We start from the raw sequence: 20,471 nt of genomic DNA on the forward strand, positions 1-20,471 counted from the left end.
TAGTACGATTGGTATTATTAACCGATCATTCCCACTTGTTAAAATGTGGCTTTTGAGCGCTTTATTTCAGTGATGGTATAATCGATTAGACCTAAAAAAACCCAGCATGAAAGCTGGGTTTTTATCATCAATACTGATATTGATTATGCGTCTAAATCACCACAAAAACGGTAGCCTTCACCGTGAATAGTCGCAATGATCTCAGGCGTACCCGCAACTGATTCAAAGTGCTTACGAATACGACGAATCGTAACGTCTACAGTACGGTCATGAGGTTTAAGCTCACGTCCTGTCATTTTTTTCAATAATTCTGCGCGAGTTTGAATTTTTCCTGGGTGTTCACAAAAGTGCAACAGTGCACGGAATTCTGAACGAGGAAGTTTGTAACTTTCGTTATTTGGGTTGACCAAAGAACGGCTGTTAATATCTAAAACCCAACCGTTGAATGTGTATTTCTCAACGTTTTTGCTCTCTTCATCTTCTTTATTTACGCTCATAGAACGAGAAAGAAGGTTACGAGCACGAATGGTCAGTTCACGAGGGTTGAAAGGCTTGGTGATGTAATCATCAGCACCAATTTCAAGACCTAAAATCTTATCGACTTCATTGTCACGTCCAGTTAAGAACATAAGAGCAACATTTGCTTGCTCTCTTAGTTCACGAGCTAAAAGTAAGCCGTTCTTTCCTGGCAAATTAATATCCATGATCACCAAGTTTACTGGATTTTCAGAGATGACTTGGTGCATAGAGTCGCCATCTGTTGCTTCGAATACGCTGTATCCTTCGGCTTCAAATATGCTTTTTAGTGTACTACGAGTAACTTGTTCGTCTTCAACAATAAGAATGTTAGGGGTTTGCATTGGCTCTACCTAAACTATGTGTAATTGATTTTAAAAATATAAATTTTAGGCAAAAAATAACGTCAAGGTTGTCACTTTATGTGCATATCAAATGCACAATATGATCTCTTTGCACCTTAATATCCCCCTCCTTGGAAATGTAACAAGGTACCTAAAATCCAACAGTACCTTCATTCTTAGCCAAATTAATTGCGCATCATACCGAGTTAACAGCTTTCTAACAATCAATTGTTGTTAATATATTTTACTCTATTGATTTATATCAATCGTTATTTTTAACAAATAAGCGAAAAGAGCTCTAGATTCTGTGATCAATATCGATATTTTGTGCTGGGCGGTAGTATTCATCAAATGACTACAACGTGCAATAGTTGCACGAGTGTAAAATCTGTACACATTTCATATTTAAAAACTAAAACCAAGTTTCACTTCAATAGCACTTTGCCACTCTTCGTAGTCCAAAGTGGCCTTCAAATTCAAGCTTTCTGTTAACATATATTTACCAGACAATTCTGCCCCCATATAGTCACGAATGCTTATGGCGTCTACGTCCGGCGATGCATAGATGGCACTATTTAGAGATAATTTATTGCTGTAATGATAGTTGACTCCGCTGAGAAATCCGCGGCTAGAATGAGTGTCTGTGGAGCTGGAAATTCGTGTGGCAACGTATAAGTCAACATTTTCGAAAACTGAGTATGCATAGCCTGTATCGACTTTCCACTCGTCAAATTGCTCTCCAGAGCCCGAAATAGCCGACATAAAGAAGCGATGTGGGGTGTCATTATTCAGAGAATACGCGCCAGAGTCGGCGGCTACGGCATTCTCATAATCTGGGGCGCTGTAGGCTTGTGCGGTAAAAAAAAGACTTAACGCGAAGACAATCAAACGTATTTGATGACGAAAGTATGCTCGCATTTTGCCCCCATTCAGTCCTTGAAGAGTATCAATTATGGGTGTGGAAAAGAGGAATTGCCATTATTGTGGTTATAATTTATTCGTTTATCTTATCCGGCCTAGGGAATAGTCGCTCTGATTTCAAAATTAGAGGTTTAACAACTATACTTTTTCGCCGTTTTTGTTGTCAAAGCTGAAAAAATGTCTATTTTTGTTAATTTATCATTGACGAATTAAAGCAAAATAGGTAATTCTAGAGTTAGACATATATAGAAAACTGATAAAACACGAATGAAAAACACACGTAGCCTGATTACCCGAATCATTATTACCGACACCACCAGTGTTGGGGCAGGCTGCTGAAAGAAAACTTTTACAAAAAAGGCCTGTATCCCACCAGATACAGGCCTTTTTTATTGCGATTTTTAGCTCAGGGAGAATGGAATGCGAGTATTAAAGTTTGGAGGATCGTCGTTAGCGGATGCAGATAGGTTTTTGCGAGCGGCGAACATTATTGCGAACAATGCGGATCAAGAAGAGTTGGCGGTCGTTTTATCCGCTCCAGGGAAAACCACCAATAAACTGGTCGCAATTATCAATTCTGCGCTAGAGAAACAAGACGTCGAGCCTCAAATCATTGAGTTGCGAAACTCTTTTGTTGAACTTTCGAATAATATCAAGCAAGAGCTACCCAACATTCAGCTAGAGGCATTTTCTGCACAGATTGAAGAGTCTTTGGGTAACTTAGTGGAGTTTGTTCAAGGCATTCAGTTACTGGGCATGTGTCCAAATAACGTCAACGCCCGCATTATCAGTAAAGGTGAAAAAGTATCGGTTCGTTTAATGAAAGCGGTACTTGAAGCCAAAGGGCAAGCTGCGGGGCTGATTGACCCTGTGCAGTACTTATACGCAAAGGGTGATTACCTGGAAGCAATGGTTGATGTTGAAGTGTCTACGCAAAACTTTGTGCAGTCACCGTTGCCAAAAAATGAAGTGCACTTAATGCCAGGCTTTACGGCAGGTAATGCTAAAGGTGAGTTGGTGACCTTGGGCCGAAATGGCTCTGATTATTCAGCTGCCGTTTTAGCCGCTTGTTTACGCGCGGATTGTTGTGAAATCTGGACAGACGTCGATGGCGTGTACAACTGTGATCCTCGTTTAGTGGAAGATGCTCGTTTACTTAAATCTTTAAGCTATCAAGAAGCGATGGAATTGTCTTACTTTGGGGCTTCTGTTTTACATCCCAAAACCATTGCTCCGATTGCCCAGTTTAATATTCCTTGCTTGATTAAAAACAGCTTTAACCCTCAAGGTCCAGGAACATTGATCGGTTTAGATACAGGGGAAGACAATTTAGATATTAAAGGTATCACCACCTTAAATGACCTAACAATGGTCAATGTGTCAGGTCCTGGCATGAAAGGCATGGTTGGTATGGCAAGCCGCGTATTTGGCGCGATGTCTTCTGCGGGTATCTCGATTGTACTGATTACTCAGTCTTCTTCTGAGTACAGTATTAGCTTTTGTATTGAAGCCGCTGATCGCTTACGTGCTCAAACAGTACTAGAAGAGGCGTTTGAGCTTGAACTCAAAGAGAGCCTATTAGAGCCAATAGACTTCATCAACGATGTGGCTATTTTGACCTTGGTCGGTGATGGCATGCGCACATCCCGTGGCGTAGCCTCTAAGTTCTTTACTTCTTTAACTCAAGTGAATGTCAATATTGTGGCCATTGCTCAAGGTTCATCTGAGCGTGCGATTTCAGCGGTTATCCCTGAAGGAAAAATATCGAAAGCAATTAAGGCGTGTCATGAGAACCTCTTTAACTCTAAGCACTTCCTTGACCTATTTGTGGTTGGTATCGGTGGTGTTGGCGGTGAGTTTGTTGACCAAGTCGCTCGTCAGCAACAAAAGCTGGCTAAAAAAGGCATCGTAATACGAGTGTGTGCGTTAGCAAATAGTCAGGGCATGTTGCTCAATGGTGAAGGGTTAAATCTAGAGCAGTGGCGCGATCGCATGGGGAATGCCAGCGAGACGTTCTGCGTAGAATCTCTCAGCGCCATGGTGCAGCGCAACCACATTATTAACCCAGTATTGGTGGATTGTACTTCTAGTGAAAACGTTGCAGGTCAGTACGCTGACTTCCTGCAAGCGGGTTTCCATGTCGTGACGCCAAACAAAAAGGCAAATACCGCCAGCATGTCTTATTACCATCAATTGCGTCAGGTGGCTCGTTCATCAAGACGTAAATTGATGTACGAAACGACCGTAGGTGCGGGCTTACCCGTTATTGAGAACCTACAGAACCTCATTAATGCTGGTGATGAACTGGTTAAATTTAACGGTATCTTATCGGGCTCAATGTCTTTTATCTTCGGTAAACTAGATGAAGGTATGACGTTGAGTGAGGCGACGAAAGTCGCGATGGACAACGGTTTTACTGAACCCGATCCTCGTGATGACCTTTCAGGAATGGATGTGGCACGTAAGCTATTAATTCTCGCTCGTGAAACCGGTATGTCCATTGAGCTTGAAGATGTCGTTGTTGACCAAGCATTACCACCGGGTTTTGATGATTCAGGATCTATTGCTGAGTTTGTGACGCGTTTACCAGAGGCGGATGCCTACTTTACCAACCTTTCTCAAGAGGCGGCAAAAGAGGGCAAAGTTCTTCGCTATGTGGGTGAGATTGCGGATGGTAAATGTCGAGTTGCTATCGCGGCTGTGGATGAAAACGATCCACTGTTTAAAGTTAAAGATGGTGAGAATGCGTTGGCATTTTACAGCCGTTATTATCAACCAATTCCATTGGTTATGCGTGGCTACGGTGCGGGTACAGAGGTTACCGCAGCGGGTGTATTCTCTGATGTTATGCGTACATTAGGTTGGAAGTTAGGGATCTAAACATGAAAGAGAGTGTTTGCGTTTATGCTCCTGCATCTATCGGCAATGTCAGTGTCGGTTTTGATGTATTGGGCGCAGCCGTCTCTCCTGTAGATGGCACATTACTTGGAGATAGAGTAATGGTTGCCTGCGGAGAGTCTGAGTTTTCATTAAAAACAGCCGGGCGTTTTGTCAGTAAATTGCCCGCTGATGCTAAACAAAACATTGTGTACCGTTGTTGGCAAGTATTTACGAGAGAAGTCGTCAGTAAAGGCTTAACAATGCGTCATCTTGAAATGACGCTTGAGAAAAACATGCCTATTGGCTCTGGGTTAGGTTCTAGTGCCTGTTCTATTGTTGCCGCTCTAGATGCTTTAAATCAGTTTCATGACCAGCCGCTGAACGAAACCGAGTTGTTAGCCTTGATGGGTGAGATGGAAGGTGAAATTTCAGGGGGCGTGCATTATGACAACGTCGCACCTTGTTATCTTGGTGGTGTACAACTGATGATAGAAGAGCTGGGTATTATTAGCCAAGAAGTGCCTAGCTTTGAGCATTGGTATTGGGTGATGGCTTACCCGGGAATTAATGTTTCAACGGCCGCTGCTCGTGAAATTTTACCGGCTCAATATCGCAGACAAGACATCATTTCTCACGGTCGCCATTTGGCTGGCTTCATTCATGCAAGCTATTCTGGTCAGGCAAACCTAGCGGCTAAAATGATAAAAGACGTTATTGCAGAACCTTATAGACAGCGATTGCTACCAGGCTTCCCTGAAGCAAGAGAGTACGCTGAAACCGTGGGCGCACTCACTTCGGGAATTTCTGGAAGTGGTCCCACAATGTTTACTATCTGTGATAGTTTAGAAGTGGCTGAACGCGTAAAAGCTTGGCTTGAAGTCAATTACGTACAAAATGATGAAGGATTCGTGCACATCTGCAAAATAGATCAGCAGGGCTCGAAGGGAACAGGAAGTAAATTATGAAGCTGTATAACATCAAAGAAAACGACGAGCAGGTCTCATTTGGACAGGCTGTTCGACAAGGTTTAGGTCGTAACCAAGGGCTATTTTTCCCTACGGATATTCCGGCACTAGAAAATATCGATGCTTTGCTTGAAGAGGACTTCATTCCTCGAAGCAGTAAAATTCTGTCTGCGTTGATTGGTGATGAACTATCAGAAGCTCAAGTGTCTGATATGGTGAGCTCTGCTTTTGCCTTCCCAGCTCCGATTAAGCAAGTTAAAGACGGGACTTACGCGTTAGAGCTATTCCACGGTCCAACGTTAGCGTTTAAAGATTTTGGCGGCCGCTTCATGGCACAGTCATTGGCGACCGTTTCAGAAGGTGGTCAAATTACAATTTTGACTGCGACTTCTGGTGATACGGGGGCTGCGGTAGCGCATGCTTTTTATGGGATGCCAAATATCAATGTGGTTATCCTATATCCAAAAGGTAAAATCAGCCCGCTACAAGAAAAGCTGTTTTGTACTTTGGGTAAAAATATCCATACCGTTGCCATAGCGGGTGACTTTGATGATTGCCAATCGTTAGTGAAACAAGCGTTTGATGATGAAGCGCTTCGCCAAGAAATTGGTTTGAACTCAGCAAACTCAATTAATATCAGCCGCTTAATGGCGCAAATTTGTTATTACTTTGAAGCCGCTGCTCAGCTTGATAAAGCAGAGCGAGACAACTTGGTGATCTCTGTACCAAGTGGTAATTTTGGTAATTTAACCGCGGGTCTTTTAGCCAAAGCGCTAGGTTTACCAATTAAACGTTTTATTGCTGCAACAAACGCTAACGATACAGTACCTCGCTACCTAAAAACGGGTAAGTGGGAGCCAAAACCAACGATTGCAACAACTTCGAATGCCATGGATGTGAGTCAACCTAATAACTGGCCTCGCATTGAAGAGCTGTGCCAGCGTAAAGGGTGGGGCTTAGACACATTAGGCAGTGCCACGGTAACGGATGCGCAAAGTGCGGCGAGTGTTCAAGAGCTTAATGATTTAGGTTACTTGTGTGAGCCTCATGGAGCGATTGCATATCGCTCTTTGCAAGAGCAATTGGCTGAAGGTGAGACGGGATTATTCTTATGTACCGCGCACCCAGCTAAGTTTAAAGAAGTGGTGGATGACATACTCGGTAGTGATATTGAACTGCCTGCTCCCCTAGCAAAACATGCGCAGATGGAGCTGTTATCTGAAGACTTAGCCAATGACTTTGAATTGCTAAAAGCGGTATTAAGAAAAGTACAGTAATACCCGTCATAGTCAATGGGTGAATATTGAACATAAAAACGACGCTAAGGCGTCGTTTTTTTATGTTTAGGCTTTGCTTAGCGCAAAAAAAAGCTTGGCAATTGCCAAGCTTTTCTGCATTTTACTGGAAATCTATATTATAGAGACTCAGTAAAAGTACGAGCGATAACGTCACGTTGTTGCTCTGGAGTTAGAGAGTTGAAACGTACAGCGTAACCTGAAACACGGATAGTTAGCTGTGGGTATTTCTCTGGGTGAGCAACTGCATCTTGAAGAGTTTCACGTTTAAGAACGTTCACGTTTAGGTGTTGACCGCCTTCTACTTTTGGTGCTTTTTCGATAGCTACTTCACGGCTTTCGAAGTCACCTAGATCTGAAGCTGCGATCAGTTGATCTGCTTCATAACCAGACGTTGCAACAACACAACGAGCTTCGTTCTTTTCAGAATCTAGTAGCCAGATAGAGTTTAAAAGCTCATCGTTTGCTGCTTTTGTAATTTGAATACCTTTGATCATGATTTCTCCTCAGCCACATATGTGGGTTAGATTTACGGATAAACTTGGAGCGTTTTTAGTTCGCTCACTGCATGTTTGCCATTTTAATATTGATTTAAGTCAAAAAACAACTAAAAACCGCATTTTTTTTGGGGTGTTTTCCATGATTAGGATCAACTTTTAATTAATTCATAGGGTTACGTCATATAAATTAACAACCTGTGCGCATTTAAATGTTAATGTGTGGTTTTTTAACAACATTTGTATCAAAATTATTGCTATTCGGGTTGAGCATAACCATTTGAATGTTGTCGTTTTTGTAGTTAGTGAGAGTTTCCATGTCAAATAATAAGTTTATCGGTGCCCATGTTTCTGCCGCTGGTGGGGTCGAGAATGCCCCAATTCGAGCCAAAGAGATTGGGGCTAACGCATTTGCTTTATTCACCAAAAATCAACGTCAGTGGGTGGCAAAGCCATTAACACAAAAAAGCATCGATTCCTTTAAGAAAAATTGCACTGCCTTAGGTTATTCTTCAGAGCAGATCCTTCCTCATGATTCTTACTTGATTAATCTTGGTGCGCCAGAAGAAGAGAAGCTAGAAAAATCCCGCGCAGCATTTATCGACGAAATGGAGCGCTGCCAACAATTAGGTCTGACATTGCTTAATTTCCATCCCGGTAGTCATTTAAAGAAAATCTCTGAGAGTGAGTGTCTTACACGTATTGCTGAATCTATTAACTTAGCCCACAAGGCGGTGCCGAATGTGATTGCTGTGATAGAGAATACGGCGGGACAAGGAACGAATCTTGGTTGGAAGTTTGAGCATATCGCTGCAATCATTGAACAGGTAGAAGATAAAAGCCGTGTTGGCGTCTGTCTTGATACTTGCCACACCTTTGTCGCAGGTTACGACTTAAGAACAAAGCAGGCGTGCGATGATACATTTGCTGAGTTTGATCGCATCGTCGGTATGCACTATTTACGTGCAATGCACATTAATGATTCAAAGATTGCGTTGGGTGGAAAGGTTGATAGGCACCATTGTCTCGGTGAAGGTGAGATTGGTTGGGACTGTTTTAAGTATATTTCTCAAGACTCTCGCTTTGATGGTATACCGCTAATTCTAGAGACCACTGAGCCTGAACGATGGGAAAGTGAGATTCAAGCTATGCGTGCGTTTTCTATGTAACTTATTTTGCAAATAAGCGGATTGTTGGCACACTTCTTTCATTACATAATTTGACGAAGTCACTATGTATGTTGGAGTGTGTCATGTTTTACGCGAACTTTGTATTACCTCAAGCCCGTCCTAATCAGCGTGGGCAAGGACATCATCGATCTTCTCATCAAGCACCGAAGAAGAAGTAATATCTAATTGACCAACATTGTGCCAATATTTTCTCTCTTACGAACAGTAACGGAGTAGATTAGGTGAGTTGGCAAGAATTTATTGAGGCTGAGCGTTCACAAGAATATTTTTGTGCCTTACAAGCATTTATTGACGCAGAACGTTTAAGTGGAAAGGTCATCTATCCAAACCCTGAAGATGTGTTTTCTGCATTTGAAGCAACGCCTCTCGATACAGTTAAAGTCGTGATTTTAGGGCAGGACCCTTATCATGGCCCCAATCAAGCTCATGGATTGAGCTTTTCAGTTCTTCCCGGTAATAAAATCCCCCCTTCGTTGCGTAATATCTACAAAGAGTTAGCGCAAGATATCCCTGAATTTAATACACCAGATCATGGCTACTTAAAGTCATGGGCTGAGCAGGGCGTACTCTTGCTTAACACGGTATTAACGGTAGAGCAGGGTCAGGCCCATTCACACGCTAAAAGTGGCTGGGAAACCTTCACCCAGCGTGCCATTGAGCATCTTCTGAGCCAGCAGCAACATATCGTATTTATGCTGTGGGGCGCTCACGCGCAGAAGAAAGGAGCTGATATTGATACGAGTACGCACTGTGTTCTGACTTCAAGTCACCCTTCACCTTTGTCTGCACGACGTGGCTTTTTTGGGTGTCGGCATTTTTCGTTAGCCAATCAATATCTCGCACAACAGGGGAAAAGCGTGATCAACTGGCAAATACCGAGCTCTCATCCCACACTGTTTTAACGAATTGTTAAAACATAATGTAGTATGATCGCGTAAACTTTAAACAGTTGTAGGTATGGAGGAATAGATCATGATGATTGAAAGAATCCAGCGTGAACACGATTATATGGTTCGTATGCTGGCGATATTAAAAAGAAAGCTCAAGCAAGTCAAAAGCGAAGAGCCCATCAATTATTCGTTACTCAAAGAGATTGTTGATTACTTTTGTGAGCATTCTGAGAGAACACATCATCCAAAAGAAGATCTTATTTATCAATATTTTAATGATAAGTATGGTGCGGATGACAAAATCAGCAATTTAGAGGCTGAACATATAGCACTCTCTAAAACAACGCATGAATTTTTGGATATGGTGGATATGATTCTGCAAGATGCGGTCGTGCCATTGGATATTTTCGCTGATCAACTCGATACCTTCATTCGCAGTCAAAAGCTTCATCTTGATCTTGAAGAGCATGAAATTTTACCTTTGATCAATAAAACGCTAACTACAACAGATTGGCAACACTTGGAAACACAGTGGGGTGAACAAGAGGATGATCCTGTATTTGGTGAAACGATTGCTGATCGATATAAACAACTGGCGGATCGCATAAAACAAACCGAAGAGGAACTCAGCTAATTGGCATGAGTGTTCTGTTTTTGTGAGCGAAAAACTAAAAAAGGATGGGGAAGCCCCATCCTTTACTGTACCGATGTCACCGAATGAAAATTGACTTAACACTGAGAGTGAGTGTGCCTGTCTATAATTTAATATCTTCTAATCGATAACTGCTACATACATCCAAATCCATCAATTCCTGTTGAAGTCTCTGGCGGTCTTTTATCGCTTCAATTTCACGCCATTTACGTTTTACTGGCTTTGAGCGAGCTCTGCGAGGTGCTCGTTCTTCTGTTTCATCAAAGATACTTTCAAGTTGCAAGCCATCCATAAGCTATCCCTTTTAGTTGTAATTAAGTACTTTCAGTTTGTTTTTGATGGACAATTAAACACATTGCCCATTTGGCAAACTTAACGACATTTTTATCATGAACAGCATGATGTTATCTTTGAAGTGTTTAGCAAATATGTACAAAAGGTAAAAATAATGTGTCAATGATGGTGTTTTAAGCCGATTTTGCTTATTTGTCGGTATGAAAATCCAACATTGTGGTGTCTGATTTGATTTCTCAACATTATATCGGCATGATGCGCTCGCAAAATTAAATTCCAATAATGGTATGAGGTGGGGTTTTCTTCCTACACTACTCAGGTCTAAATCGAAAAACCAGTAGCAACCATTTCTTCGCTCTCTATAGAGCCCTTTTGTGCACGAGGTTTATGTGGCTGACGTAATTTATTTAATGAATGATCTTCTTTGGGGATCGATTCTTGTTTACTTGCTTGTCGGTGGTGGTATTTATTTTACTATTCGCCTTGGCTTTATCCAGTTTAGACATTTTGGACACATGTTCAGTGTCTTAAAAAACAGTCGTAAAGCAGACAGTGCAGGTATTTCATCTTTTCAAGCACTTTGTACTAGTTTGGCGGCTCGTGTTGGTACCGGCAATATGGCTGGAGTGGCGGTTGCGCTGACCGTCGGTGGCCCTGGAGCGATCTTTTGGATGTGGCTCATTGCTATGCTAGGTATGGCGACTTCTTTTGCTGAAAGCTCACTTGCGCAGTTGTACAAAACCAAAGATGAGGACGGAAACTACCGTGGCGGCCCTGCCTACTATATGGAGAAAGGGCTTGGTATGCGTTGGATGGGGGTACTTTTCTCGGTATTTCTGATCATTGCATTTGGCTTAGTTTTTAATGCCGTACAAGCCAACTCAATTGTGAATGCGGTGATTCATGCCTTTGAGATCCCTGCGCACCCAATGTCTATTGGTGAATTTACATTTGATAAGAATGCGCTGTTAGGTGGAGCCTTCATCGTCCTCATTTCTGCATTTGTGATTTTTGGTGGCATTCGCAAAATCGCTCGTACAGCTGAGCTTATTGTCCCGATTATGGCACTGGCCTATCTCTGTCTTGCTTTGTTTGTGATGTTCAGTAATTTAGATAAAGTGCCTGATGTGATCGCGCTAATATTTAAGAGTGCCTTTGGTCTTCAAGAAGCCGCAGCAGGTGGTGTGGGCTATGCGATTGCACAAGCCATGATCAATGGTATTAAACGTGGCCTATTCTCTAACGAAGCGGGTATGGGTTCAGCTCCGAATGCGGCCGCATCTGCGACGCCTTATCCCCCTCATCCTGCATCGCAAGGTTATGTGCAAATGTTGGGTGTATTCACGGACACCATAGTGATCTGCTCGGCAACGGTCGCGATCATTCTTGTTTCTGGTGAATACGTACCTCATGGTGAAGTGACAGGGATTGAGCTGACTCAGCGAGCATTGAGCGCTGAAGTGGGTCAGTGGGGCAGTATCTTTATTGCGGTGGCGATTTTCTTCTTTGCTTTCACCTCCATTATTGCAAACTATTCTTACGCTGAGACCAACCTGATCTTTTTACGACACAGCCATAAGGCAGGTTTGAATCTCTTCCGTGTAGTTGTGCTGGGTATGGTTTTGTTTGGTGCCGTGGCGACGTTACCTATGGTATGGGCAATGGCCGATGTATCGATGGGTTTAATGGCGATAGTGAACATGGTCTCTATTTTGTTGCTATCGGGCATAGTAGTTAAGTTGGCAAAAGATTATAACCAGCAGTTAAAAGCCGGTTTAGTGCCTACTTTTGATGCGAAAAACTTTCCTGAGCTTCACTCTCAGCTTGAGCAAGGTATTTGGGATGATCACGAAGCGTTGAAAGCGCAAGTGGCACGGAATAACCCTAAGCATAGCCTCAAGGGCAGTAATCACTAAGCCGTAAGCAGTAATCATTGGCAAACTCTTTAGCCTGTTAGAATTACACGCTAATGGTTAAGTCATAGACATCTCCAATTGAAACAATAGTAAAAGCCGTGCTGACTTAGCACGGCTTTTTTTATACTCTAGGGGAGTATGCAAAGAATCTCTCACCAAAGGATACTGATATGCTGATTTTAGTCTCACCTGCCAAAACATTGGATTATGAGTCACCGCTGGCGACGGAACGTTATACCCAGCCTGAGTTCATTTCTGAGTCAGCAAAGTTAATTGATGTTTGTCGAAAACTGACGCCTGCGGACGTCTCCGGTCTGATGAAGGTCAGTGATAAAATCGCAGGGCTAAATGTGGCACGTTTTCAACAATGGAGCACGACGTTTACTCCAGAGAATTCACGTCCTGCCATTTTGGCCTTCAAGGGCGATGTCTATACCGGCCTTGAGGCTGAAAGCTTTACTGAGCAAGATTTTGATTACGCTCAGAAACATTTTCGCATGCTATCCGGATTGTATGGCTTATTGAGGCCGCTGGATCTTATGCAGCCATACCGCTTAGAAATGGGCACCAAGTTAGACAATGCAAGAGGCAGTAACCTATACCACTTCTGGGGCGATCAAATTACGGATAAGGTGAATGACACCTTAGAAGCGCAAGGGGACGATGTGTTAATTAATTTGGCGTCCAATGAGTACTTTAAATCGGTAAAAACAAAAAATGTACAAGGGCGAGTGATTACACCTGTTTTCAAAGATCTAAAGAATGGTCAGTATAAGGTCATCAGTTTCTACGCTAAAAAAGCGCGTGGCATGATGGCGAAGTACATCATTCAAAATCAAGTGGAAAGTCTTGAGGCATTAAAGTTGTTTGATAGTGCGGGTTACTATTTTAGTGATACTGACTCAACGGCAAGAGAGTTAGTCTTTAAAAGAGATCAGCAATAAGCTCATTGGCATTAACCCTTTTAGGGCCAATCTATCTAAAGGGGTAAACCCATCGCTATGAAGAAGGGGGATTCATGATTCTGCAGACCAATCGGTTGCGATTAAGACCTTGGACTCCTTCTGATTTTAATGACTTTATCGAAATGAATCGCCACCCTAAAGTCATGCGATTTTTTCCAAGCTGTCTAACTCCTCTACAAAGCATTGAATCGGCAAGACGATTGTCCGAAGAATTACAGCTGCAAGGTTGGGGGATGTGGGTGGTTGAGAAAAGGTTCTCGAAGCAGTTTGTCGGCATTCTTGGCTTGCAGCAACGATCGGCTGAAGATGGGATTTTAGTAAAGCCTTTTAAGGAAATTGCTTGGCGTCTACATGCTCGTTATTGGGGGCAAGGCTTTGCCAGTGAGGCCGCCGAAGCGGTACTTGAGTATGCCTTTGAACATCTTAATATCGACGCAGTATACAGCCTTACTGCTTTGGTAAACCTTCCGTCTCAAAGAGTCATGCAAAAAATAGGAATGCTGGATACGCAGGCTAATTTTCAGCACCCACGACTTGATGTGAATTCTACGCTCAGTTGGCATTGTTTGTATAAAATCACCCAACAGCAATGGAAGGCAACGCGTTAGGCATTGCCTTTAACGTCTTTTTTAATTGAAAGTAGCAGGCTAGGTATGCAATCAAGGGTGAGTATGATGACTTTAGGTGCGGCCCTTCTGAAGCGTTAATATTAATCGCGAGACAAAAAAATCCCCGACACTCTGGTCGGGGATTTTTATTATTTTTTCTTCTTAGCTTTCGTCGCTGTTTTAGCTTTAGCGGCCGGTTTCTTTTTCTTCTTGAAAACAGGCTTCTTATGTTTTGGACGAAGATCTTTAATGAAACGTTCTTTGATCGCTTCTTTCGTGTATCGTTCTACACGTTCAATCATCGATTGATCGTGTGCTTCAACGAGTGAAACAGCATTTCCTTTTTTACCCGCACGAGCTGTACGACCGATACGGTGTAAGTAGACATCAGCGGTACGAGGTAGGTCGTAGTTGATGACGTGGCTTACGTCTGGCAGATCAATACCACGCGCGGCAACATCTGTTGCTAGCAAGACGTTTACTTGTCCATCGCGAAAACGAGCAATGGCATTATTGCGACGATCTTGCGGCATTTCACCTTGAATCCAGCTACATGGAATTTGAGCGCTGTCCAGTTGTTGGCGTAGCTCAGCAAGACGTTCACGGGTTTTTAAGAAGATGATGCTTCTATCCGCTTGTTCTGTAATGATGTGCTTTAACAGTGCTAGCTTATGCTCTGGGGTATCAGCACGGTGATACCATTGCTGAATTTTCTTACGCTCTTTTAACGATGATTGTGCATCGATTTCGGCAGGATCTTTTAATAGGTCTTCGGTGAAGCCTGCAACGCCTTTGCCTTCAAGTGTGGCAGAGAACAATAAAGTTTGTTTACGCCAGCGACATTCATTAGATAGGCGATCTACAACAGGACCAAAGCCCATATCGAGCATGCGGTCAGCCTCATCCAAAATTAACCATTCGATAGCTCGGCAATCAAAACGCTCAGCATTGATGTATTCCATCAAGCGCCCTGGAGTAGCCACTACGATGTCTTGAGTCGTTGATAGGATATCAGCGTGGTCTTGATACATAACACCACCAGTAATGGTGAAAATATTCAAGTTGGTGTGTTTCGCTAACTGCTTTGCTTGCTCGGTGATTTGCATCGCTAATTCACGAGTTGGCGTTAGAATTAATACACGAGCAGGTCCGCCACGGCGACGCGGGAAGTCCAGAAGGTATTGTAACGCAGGCAGTACAAAAGCGGCGGTTTTGCCCGTTCCTGTTGGCGCAGATGCAAGGATATCCTTTCCGTCCAATGCTTGAGGAATGGCTTCACTTTGTACTTTTGTTGGTCTTTCAAAGCCTATTTCTTCTATGGCTTTAATAAGGGATTGGTCTAAATCTAACTCAGCAAAAGTTCTTAACACTGCAGTGCTCCGCAAACGGGTGGATGATAAAAGAAAGTATTATAGTTTAATGGTGATGCTGGTCACACTCTTATTTACATCTTTAGGTAAAAACTCTGTGTTAAAGCAACAAATTGACGGCTGTACCCTTCGTTTTGGTGGATAATCAGCTCACTTTCTTCGGTTTTAGTGCGCGTACACTCTATTAGTTGTAGCTCAAATAAGTAACGTGAGTGATTTTTTCTAGCGGTCGTTTTTACTTTGCACAGTCGGGTTAATTGCCATTTTTGCGCAATAGCGAGCTCGATAAACTGTTCGGCTTCTACGCTGGGCAATATAAAGCTTGCTGTGCCTTGGGGTTGTAGGAGCTTTTCGCAACAGCTTAATAATTCAGGGTGAGATAACGTGCTGGTATGTCTGGCTGTTGCTCTGCTTACCCATGCAGATTGCTCTCCTGAATTAAAGTAAGGAGGATTGCAAATGATGCCATCAAATTGAGCTAGGTTGTCGCGAGTAAAAGCGCTCACATCATAGTGTCGTAAAGTGATGCGCTCAGCCCAAGGGCTTGCCGAAAAATTAGTCTGCGCTGCCTCAGTGGCATGCGGGTCAATATCAATGCTGGTGAGGAGCAGGTTTGGCTGTCTTTGCGCGCACATCAGTGTCAGCAGTCCTGTACCTGTACCAATATCTAAAAGGTGACGACGGTCAGATAGTTTTGCCCAGGCACCTAATAACACACCATCCGTGCTCACGGGCATACCACTGTGACCACCCCAAATAGTAAATTGTTTAAATTGAAAATTTTTAGTGTTGGCTTTCATCGATTTAAGGCTTTTTGTTGGCACAGACTAAGGCGATAGGTGCTTAAAGAATATGTGAGTTGAAGTGATGGGGCGCTTTATCAGGAGGCGATAGAAACAGCCTCCTAAATTTATCAATGAGTTTATTGCTTACAAGGCGTCAGCATATTCGGTAAGAATTTGCTCGCACCAAGTGGCAATTCGCTCATCGGTTAACTCATACTGCGCAGCGTCGTCGAGAGCGAGACCGACAAATTGAGTGCCATCGGCTGTTAATGCTTTAGACGCTTCAAACTCATAACCATCGGTAGGCCAGTAACCTAAAAAGTTAGGATTGTTTGGTTGAAGCTGCTGATGAAGTAGTCCCATCGCATCCTGAAACCATTCGCCATATCCTTCTTGATCCCCTAAGCCGAACAATGCGACGTGCTTGTCGGTTAGCGGAATGCCATCGATGTCTTGCCATAATGCTCCCCAGTCCTCTTGAAGTTCACCGAAATCCCATGTGGAAATGCCGAGAATTAAAAAATCATAGTCGTTCATTTTAGCAAGTGGCGTATCTTTTACGTTGTATAGATCTACAATCTCACTTCCAATAATGTGTTGAATTTTTTCCGCAGCCATTTCGGTATAGCAGGTAGTTGAGCCGAAAAATAGTCCTATTTTCATTATTTTAATTACAGCTAATTGTCATACTTTTGATTCTACCCTTATTTTTAATAAGTTTCAGTGTTCGGCTCTAGCAATCACAGTTATGCTTGTATACTTTAGGATATTATCTTGAGAATTGTAGGTCTTATAGCGTGTTAAATCAGAATCTTATAGAACAATTTTTAGACGCTATATGGATGGAAAAAGGTTTATCAGAAAATACCTTAGCGTCTTATCGTTTAGATTTGAGTAAGCTTTCTCAGTGGTTAGAGCACAAAGGTTTAGATATTACCTCTGTCAGTCCTGAAGAGTTATTAGAGTATCAAGTTTGGTTAGCGGATAAGAACTTCGCTCAATCAAGCCGTGCACGCATGCTATCGGCAATGCGTCGCCTATTTCAGTATTTATACCGTGAAAAAGTGCGAACGGATGATCCTAGTGCATTATTAGTTCGTCCCAAGTTACCTAAACGATTACCTAAAGATATTAGTGAACAACAAGTAGAGAGTTTACTCAGTGCGCCCAATATTGATGACCCTATAGAGCTTCGTGATAAAGCGATGTTGGAGCTGTTATACGCCACTGGATTACGCGTGTCGGAGCTAGTGGGTTTGACAATGGAAAACATGAGTTTACGTCAAGGGGTTGTGCGCGTCGTGGGTAAGGGCGGTAAAGAGCGTTTAGTGCCAATGGGTGAAAATGCCATTGACTGGACGGAACGTTTTTTGACTCAAGGGCGAGCTGCCCTTATGGGAGAACATTCATCGGATGTCGTCTTTCCTAGCAAGCGTGCTCGGCAAATGACCCGTCAGACGTTTTGGCATCGTATAAAGTACTACGCTGTAATAGCGGGTATTGATACTGAGACTTTGTCTCCTCACGTAATGAGACATGCTTTTGCAACTCATTTATTGAACTATGGTGCAGATTTACGTGTCGTACAGATGTTATTGGGACACAGTGATCTTTCAACAACCCAAATTTATACTCATGTTGCTACCGAAAGGTTGAAGCAAATCCATCAGCACCACCACCCAAGAGCGTGATGTTAGTGACAATCAATCGCACTCAATATTTTTTATTTAGTAGGAAATTGTATGAAGAGTTTATGTCGAGTTTTTAGCTTAGTTATCTGCTCGTTAGTGGCGTTTAGTGTTAGTGCTGCAAAGTTTGATGAAGCCCAAATTAAAGAGCGTTTTGCTAAAATTGGCGTTTCTGTCACGGAGGTGGAATCTCTTGGTATTGATGGTCTAGTTGAAGTGACTACCACGCAAGGGACTTTTTATGCGACTCCAAAAGGGGACTACTTTATTCCGGGTAAGCTCTATTCACTGGATAATGACGGTAATTTCAAAGATGTCACGGCAGCGCGTTTAGGGCCTAAAATTGCGACGCAATTAGAAAGCCTGAGCGATGAAATGATTGTCTACAAAGCGAAAGATGAGAAATACGTGGTCACGGTATTTACCGATACCTCGTGTGGCTACTGTTTAAAACTGCATCGTCAAATGGCGGAGTACAATAAGCTGGGTATTACGGTTCGTTATTTGGCATTCCCTCGCTCTGGTCCACAAAGCCAAGTGGGTCAGCAAATGGCAAATATCTGGTGTCATGACGACCCTGCTCAAGCAATGAGTGATATGAAGTTGCGTGGTAAAAATGCAGAAGTATCAACAGATAACATCAAGCAGTGCCAATCGTTGATTGCAAAACATTACCAAGTGGGTAAATCCGTTGGTGTGTCAGGCACTCCTGCGGTATACACAGCAAAAGGTATCAATGTCGGTGGTTACTTATCACCAAAAGATTTACTAGCCAGACTGCAATCGCAAAACTAATATGATGTATCGAAGCGCTGTTTTGACAGCGCTTTTTTATTACTCTAGAACAATATTGATAAGACATGATCGAAATTAAACGCCGTCCCCCTGCTGATGTTTCAAGCCTACCCACTTCGTTATCTGCTCTGATGAGGCGTATTTATGCCGCTCGCGGTATCGAATCTATTTCGCAATTAGAGCGAGGCGCAAAAGGGCTATTAGCTCCGCAAAAACTCTTTGGTATTGAGTCTGCCGCAGAGCTGTTGTTTTCTGCTATTCAAAATAATAAGCGCATTATTGTGGTGGGAGATTTTGACGCTGACGGTGCGACCTCTTCGGCGCTGTCAGTGATGGCACTGCGAATGTTAGGCTCAAATAACGTGGACTATTTGGTGCCAAACCGCTTTGAAGATGGTTATGGCCTTAGCCCGGAAGTGGTGGAACAAGCCATTGAAATGGGTGTTGATCTGATCATGACGGTCGATAATGGCGTCTCTTCTATCGAAGGGGTGCGTTTTGCCAAAGAAAGCGGTCTACAGGTGCTAGTGACCGACCACCATCTACCGGGGCATGTATTGCCCAACGCCGATGCGATGGTGAACCCAAACTTAAATGAATGCGGCTTTCCTTCAAAGGCGCTAGCCGGTGTCGGTGTCGCGTTCTATTTGATGATTGCGTTGCGAGCACTAATGCGTAAACAAGGTTGGTTTGCGCAAATGGGTATTGCTGAGCCAAACCTTACTGAGTTTTTAGATTTGGTGGCACTTGGTACGGTGGCCGATGTTGTGGCACTAGATGAAAATAATCGCATATTAGTACACCAAGGTTTACAACGCATTCGCGCCGGACATGGCCGCCCGGGTATACAAGCTTTGATTGAAGTGTCAAAACGAACTCCTGGCCGTTTGGTTGCCTCAGACTTCGGATTTGCTTTAGGTCCTAGAATTAACGCTGCTGGGCGACTAGATGACATGTCATTTGGGGTCGAGTTGTTAATGAGTAACAACATTCATGCTGCTAGACGTATGGCTACTGAATTAGACGCGCTCAATATTACTCGTCGCGAAATTGAAGAGGGTATGAAGCAAGAAGCCATGGCGTTTTGCGAGCGAATTCAGTTTAGCAAAGACCAAGAGATGCCCTATGGCATCACCTTGTTCCAACATGATTGGCACCAAGGGGTGATTGGCATTTTAGCTTCGCGCATTAAAGATCAATTCCATCGTCCTGTGATTGCTTTTGCCGATGGCGGAGACGGCTTAATTAAAGGCTCATGTCGCTCTATCAAAGGGCTACATATGCGTGATGCACTCGATAAAATCGACGTGCAAAATCCTGGGCTTATTTTAAAGTTTGGTGGGCATGCCATGGCGGCAGGCTTAACCATCAAAGAGAAAGATTTTAAACAGTTCAGTGAACTGTTTGATAAAGCGGTGCGTGATGAGGTGGGTGAAGATGCCCTTAAAGGGATAGTGCTGTCTGATGGAGAGTTAACGCCAGAAGAGTTTTCAATGAGCACCGCAATAGAAATTCGTAATGGCGGTCCATGGGGGCAAGCGTTTCCCGAGCCGATTTTTGATGGCGAATTTAAAGTTCTGCATCAAAAGTTGGTCGGTGAAAAACACTTGAAGTTGATGCTTGAACCTCTGCATAAATCCCATGGCACTAACATTATGGTGGATGCGATTGCCTTTAATGTGGATTTGCGCCGCTGGCCTGATCCGGCCACAACCAAAGTGCGTATAGCATACCGTCTTGATATCAATGAGTTTAGAGGCAATCAGTCATTGCAGTTGATGGTCGAGCATATTGATGTCGCCTAGTACCGTCATTGTTGTTTCTTATCAAGAGAATTGACTATCTTTAAAATATTTCTGTATCTTGCTCACATTTTTGAGTAAAATTCCGCGGTTATTTT

19 protein-coding genes and 1 other annotated feature are annotated in these 20,471 nt (G+C 43.1%); of the genes, 12 read left to right on the forward strand and 7 right to left on the reverse strand.

Features of this window, described 5'->3' with window-relative positions:
• Positions 1–143: 143 nt before the first annotated feature.
• Both arcA and VEZ01S_RS12500 read right to left on the reverse strand, forming a co-directional pair.
• Entirely contained in the window at positions 144–860 is a 717-nt protein-coding gene (arcA, locus tag VEZ01S_RS12495; protein ID WP_021714406.1) for a two-component system response regulator ArcA, read from the reverse strand.
• A gap of 405 nt (positions 861–1,265) precedes the next feature.
• Positions 1,266–1,778 carry a hypothetical protein gene (locus VEZ01S_RS12500; protein ID WP_021714407.1) on the reverse strand — a complete coding sequence of 171 codons (513 nt, stop codon included), beginning with the start codon at positions 1,776–1,778 and terminating at the stop codon, positions 1,266–1,268.
• Positions 1,779–2,058: 280 nt separating this feature from the next.
• Positions 2,059–2,174: a sequence feature (Thr leader region), on the forward strand.
• A gap of 27 nt (positions 2,175–2,201) precedes the next feature.
• Here VEZ01S_RS12500 and thrA point away from each other — a divergent pair.
• The 3 genes from thrA to thrC are packed head-to-tail and all read left to right on the forward strand — an operon-like array spanning position 2,202 to position 6,903.
• Entirely contained in the window at positions 2,202–4,661 is a 2,460-nt protein-coding gene (gene thrA / locus VEZ01S_RS12505; RefSeq protein WP_021714408.1) for a bifunctional aspartate kinase/homoserine dehydrogenase I, read from the forward strand.
• A gap of 2 nt (positions 4,662–4,663) precedes the next feature.
• Positions 4,664–5,626: a homoserine kinase gene (gene thrB, locus VEZ01S_RS12510; protein ID WP_021714409.1), complete on the forward strand. Its 963-nt coding sequence runs from the start codon at positions 4,664–4,666 to the stop codon at positions 5,624–5,626.
• A complete protein-coding gene (gene thrC, locus VEZ01S_RS12515) occupies positions 5,623–6,903 on the forward strand; it encodes a threonine synthase (protein ID WP_021714410.1) in 1,281 nt (426 codons plus the stop codon). The genes thrB and thrC overlap by 4 nt, the downstream gene beginning before the upstream one ends.
• Positions 6,904–7,040: 137 nt before the next feature.
• Here thrC and grcA read toward each other — a convergent pair whose 3' ends face one another.
• The gene (gene grcA / locus VEZ01S_RS12520; protein WP_021714411.1) at positions 7,041–7,418 is read right to left on the reverse strand and encodes an autonomous glycyl radical cofactor GrcA; all 378 of its coding nucleotides are present in this window, start codon (positions 7,416–7,418) and stop codon (positions 7,041–7,043) included.
• Positions 7,419–7,735: 317 nt separating this feature from the next.
• On the opposite strand from grcA, the gene nfo reads away from it, so the two are divergent.
• From nfo to VEZ01S_RS12535, 3 genes are all read left to right on the forward strand, one after another.
• Positions 7,736–8,587, forward strand: coding sequence for a deoxyribonuclease IV (nfo, locus tag VEZ01S_RS12525; protein ID WP_021714412.1), 852 nt, complete (start codon positions 7,736–7,738; stop codon positions 8,585–8,587).
• A gap of 242 nt (positions 8,588–8,829) precedes the next feature.
• A complete protein-coding gene (gene ung, locus VEZ01S_RS12530; protein WP_021714413.1) occupies positions 8,830–9,510 on the forward strand; it encodes a uracil-DNA glycosylase in 681 nt (226 codons plus the stop codon).
• 70 nt (positions 9,511–9,580) lie between these two features.
• Positions 9,581–10,132, forward strand: a complete 552-nt coding sequence (locus tag VEZ01S_RS12535; RefSeq protein ID WP_021714414.1) for a hemerythrin domain-containing protein — start codon at positions 9,581–9,583, stop codon at positions 10,130–10,132.
• A 121-nt stretch (positions 10,133–10,253) separates the two neighbouring features.
• Here the strand turns inward: VEZ01S_RS12535 and VEZ01S_RS12540 are convergent, their stop codons facing one another.
• Positions 10,254–10,442, reverse strand: a complete 189-nt coding sequence (locus tag VEZ01S_RS12540) for a DUF3545 family protein (RefSeq protein ID WP_021714415.1) — start codon at positions 10,440–10,442, stop codon at positions 10,254–10,256.
• A gap of 391 nt (positions 10,443–10,833) precedes the next feature.
• On the opposite strand from VEZ01S_RS12540, the gene VEZ01S_RS12545 reads away from it, so the two are divergent.
• From VEZ01S_RS12545 to VEZ01S_RS12555, 3 genes are all read left to right on the forward strand, one after another.
• The gene (locus VEZ01S_RS12545; RefSeq protein ID WP_052032229.1) at positions 10,834–12,360 is read left to right on the forward strand and encodes an alanine/glycine:cation symporter family protein; all 1,527 of its coding nucleotides are present in this window, start codon (positions 10,834–10,836) and stop codon (positions 12,358–12,360) included.
• Between the two features lie 170 nt (positions 12,361–12,530).
• On the forward strand, positions 12,531–13,304 hold the full coding sequence (yaaA, locus tag VEZ01S_RS12550) for a peroxide stress protein YaaA (protein ID WP_021714417.1): 774 nt from the start codon (positions 12,531–12,533) through the stop codon (positions 13,302–13,304).
• Between the two features lie 74 nt (positions 13,305–13,378).
• Positions 13,379–13,933: a GNAT family N-acetyltransferase gene (locus VEZ01S_RS12555; protein ID WP_021714418.1), complete on the forward strand. Its 555-nt coding sequence runs from the start codon at positions 13,379–13,381 to the stop codon at positions 13,931–13,933.
• A 149-nt stretch (positions 13,934–14,082) separates the two neighbouring features.
• Here the strand turns inward: VEZ01S_RS12555 and srmB are convergent, their stop codons facing one another.
• The 3 genes from srmB to fldB form a co-directional block, all read right to left on the reverse strand.
• Positions 14,083–15,303 carry an ATP-dependent RNA helicase SrmB gene (gene srmB / locus VEZ01S_RS12560; protein ID WP_021714419.1) on the reverse strand — a complete coding sequence of 407 codons (1,221 nt, stop codon included), beginning with the start codon at positions 15,301–15,303 and terminating at the stop codon, positions 14,083–14,085.
• Between the two features lie 74 nt (positions 15,304–15,377).
• The gene (locus tag VEZ01S_RS12565) at positions 15,378–16,103 is read right to left on the reverse strand and encodes a tRNA1(Val) (adenine(37)-N6)-methyltransferase (protein ID WP_021714420.1); all 726 of its coding nucleotides are present in this window, start codon (positions 16,101–16,103) and stop codon (positions 15,378–15,380) included.
• A 129-nt stretch (positions 16,104–16,232) separates the two neighbouring features.
• The gene (gene fldB / locus VEZ01S_RS12570) at positions 16,233–16,751 is read right to left on the reverse strand and encodes a flavodoxin FldB (RefSeq protein WP_021714421.1); all 519 of its coding nucleotides are present in this window, start codon (positions 16,749–16,751) and stop codon (positions 16,233–16,235) included.
• 134 nt (positions 16,752–16,885) lie between these two features.
• Between fldB and xerD the strand changes: the two genes are divergently transcribed.
• From xerD to recJ, 3 genes are all read left to right on the forward strand, one after another.
• Entirely contained in the window at positions 16,886–17,779 is an 894-nt protein-coding gene (gene xerD / locus VEZ01S_RS12575) for a site-specific tyrosine recombinase XerD (protein WP_040890877.1), read from the forward strand.
• Positions 17,780–17,830: 51 nt separating this feature from the next.
• Positions 17,831–18,571: a bifunctional protein-disulfide isomerase/oxidoreductase DsbC gene (gene dsbC / locus VEZ01S_RS12580; RefSeq protein ID WP_021714423.1), complete on the forward strand. Its 741-nt coding sequence runs from the start codon at positions 17,831–17,833 to the stop codon at positions 18,569–18,571.
• A gap of 65 nt (positions 18,572–18,636) precedes the next feature.
• Entirely contained in the window at positions 18,637–20,376 is a 1,740-nt protein-coding gene (gene recJ, locus VEZ01S_RS12585) for a single-stranded-DNA-specific exonuclease RecJ (protein WP_021714424.1), read from the forward strand.
• Positions 20,377–20,471: the final 95 nt, after the last annotated feature.

This window comes from Vibrio ezurae NBRC 102218 (genome assembly GCF_000467185.1).
Classification (GTDB): Bacteria; Pseudomonadota; Gammaproteobacteria; order Enterobacterales; family Vibrionaceae; genus Vibrio; species Vibrio ezurae.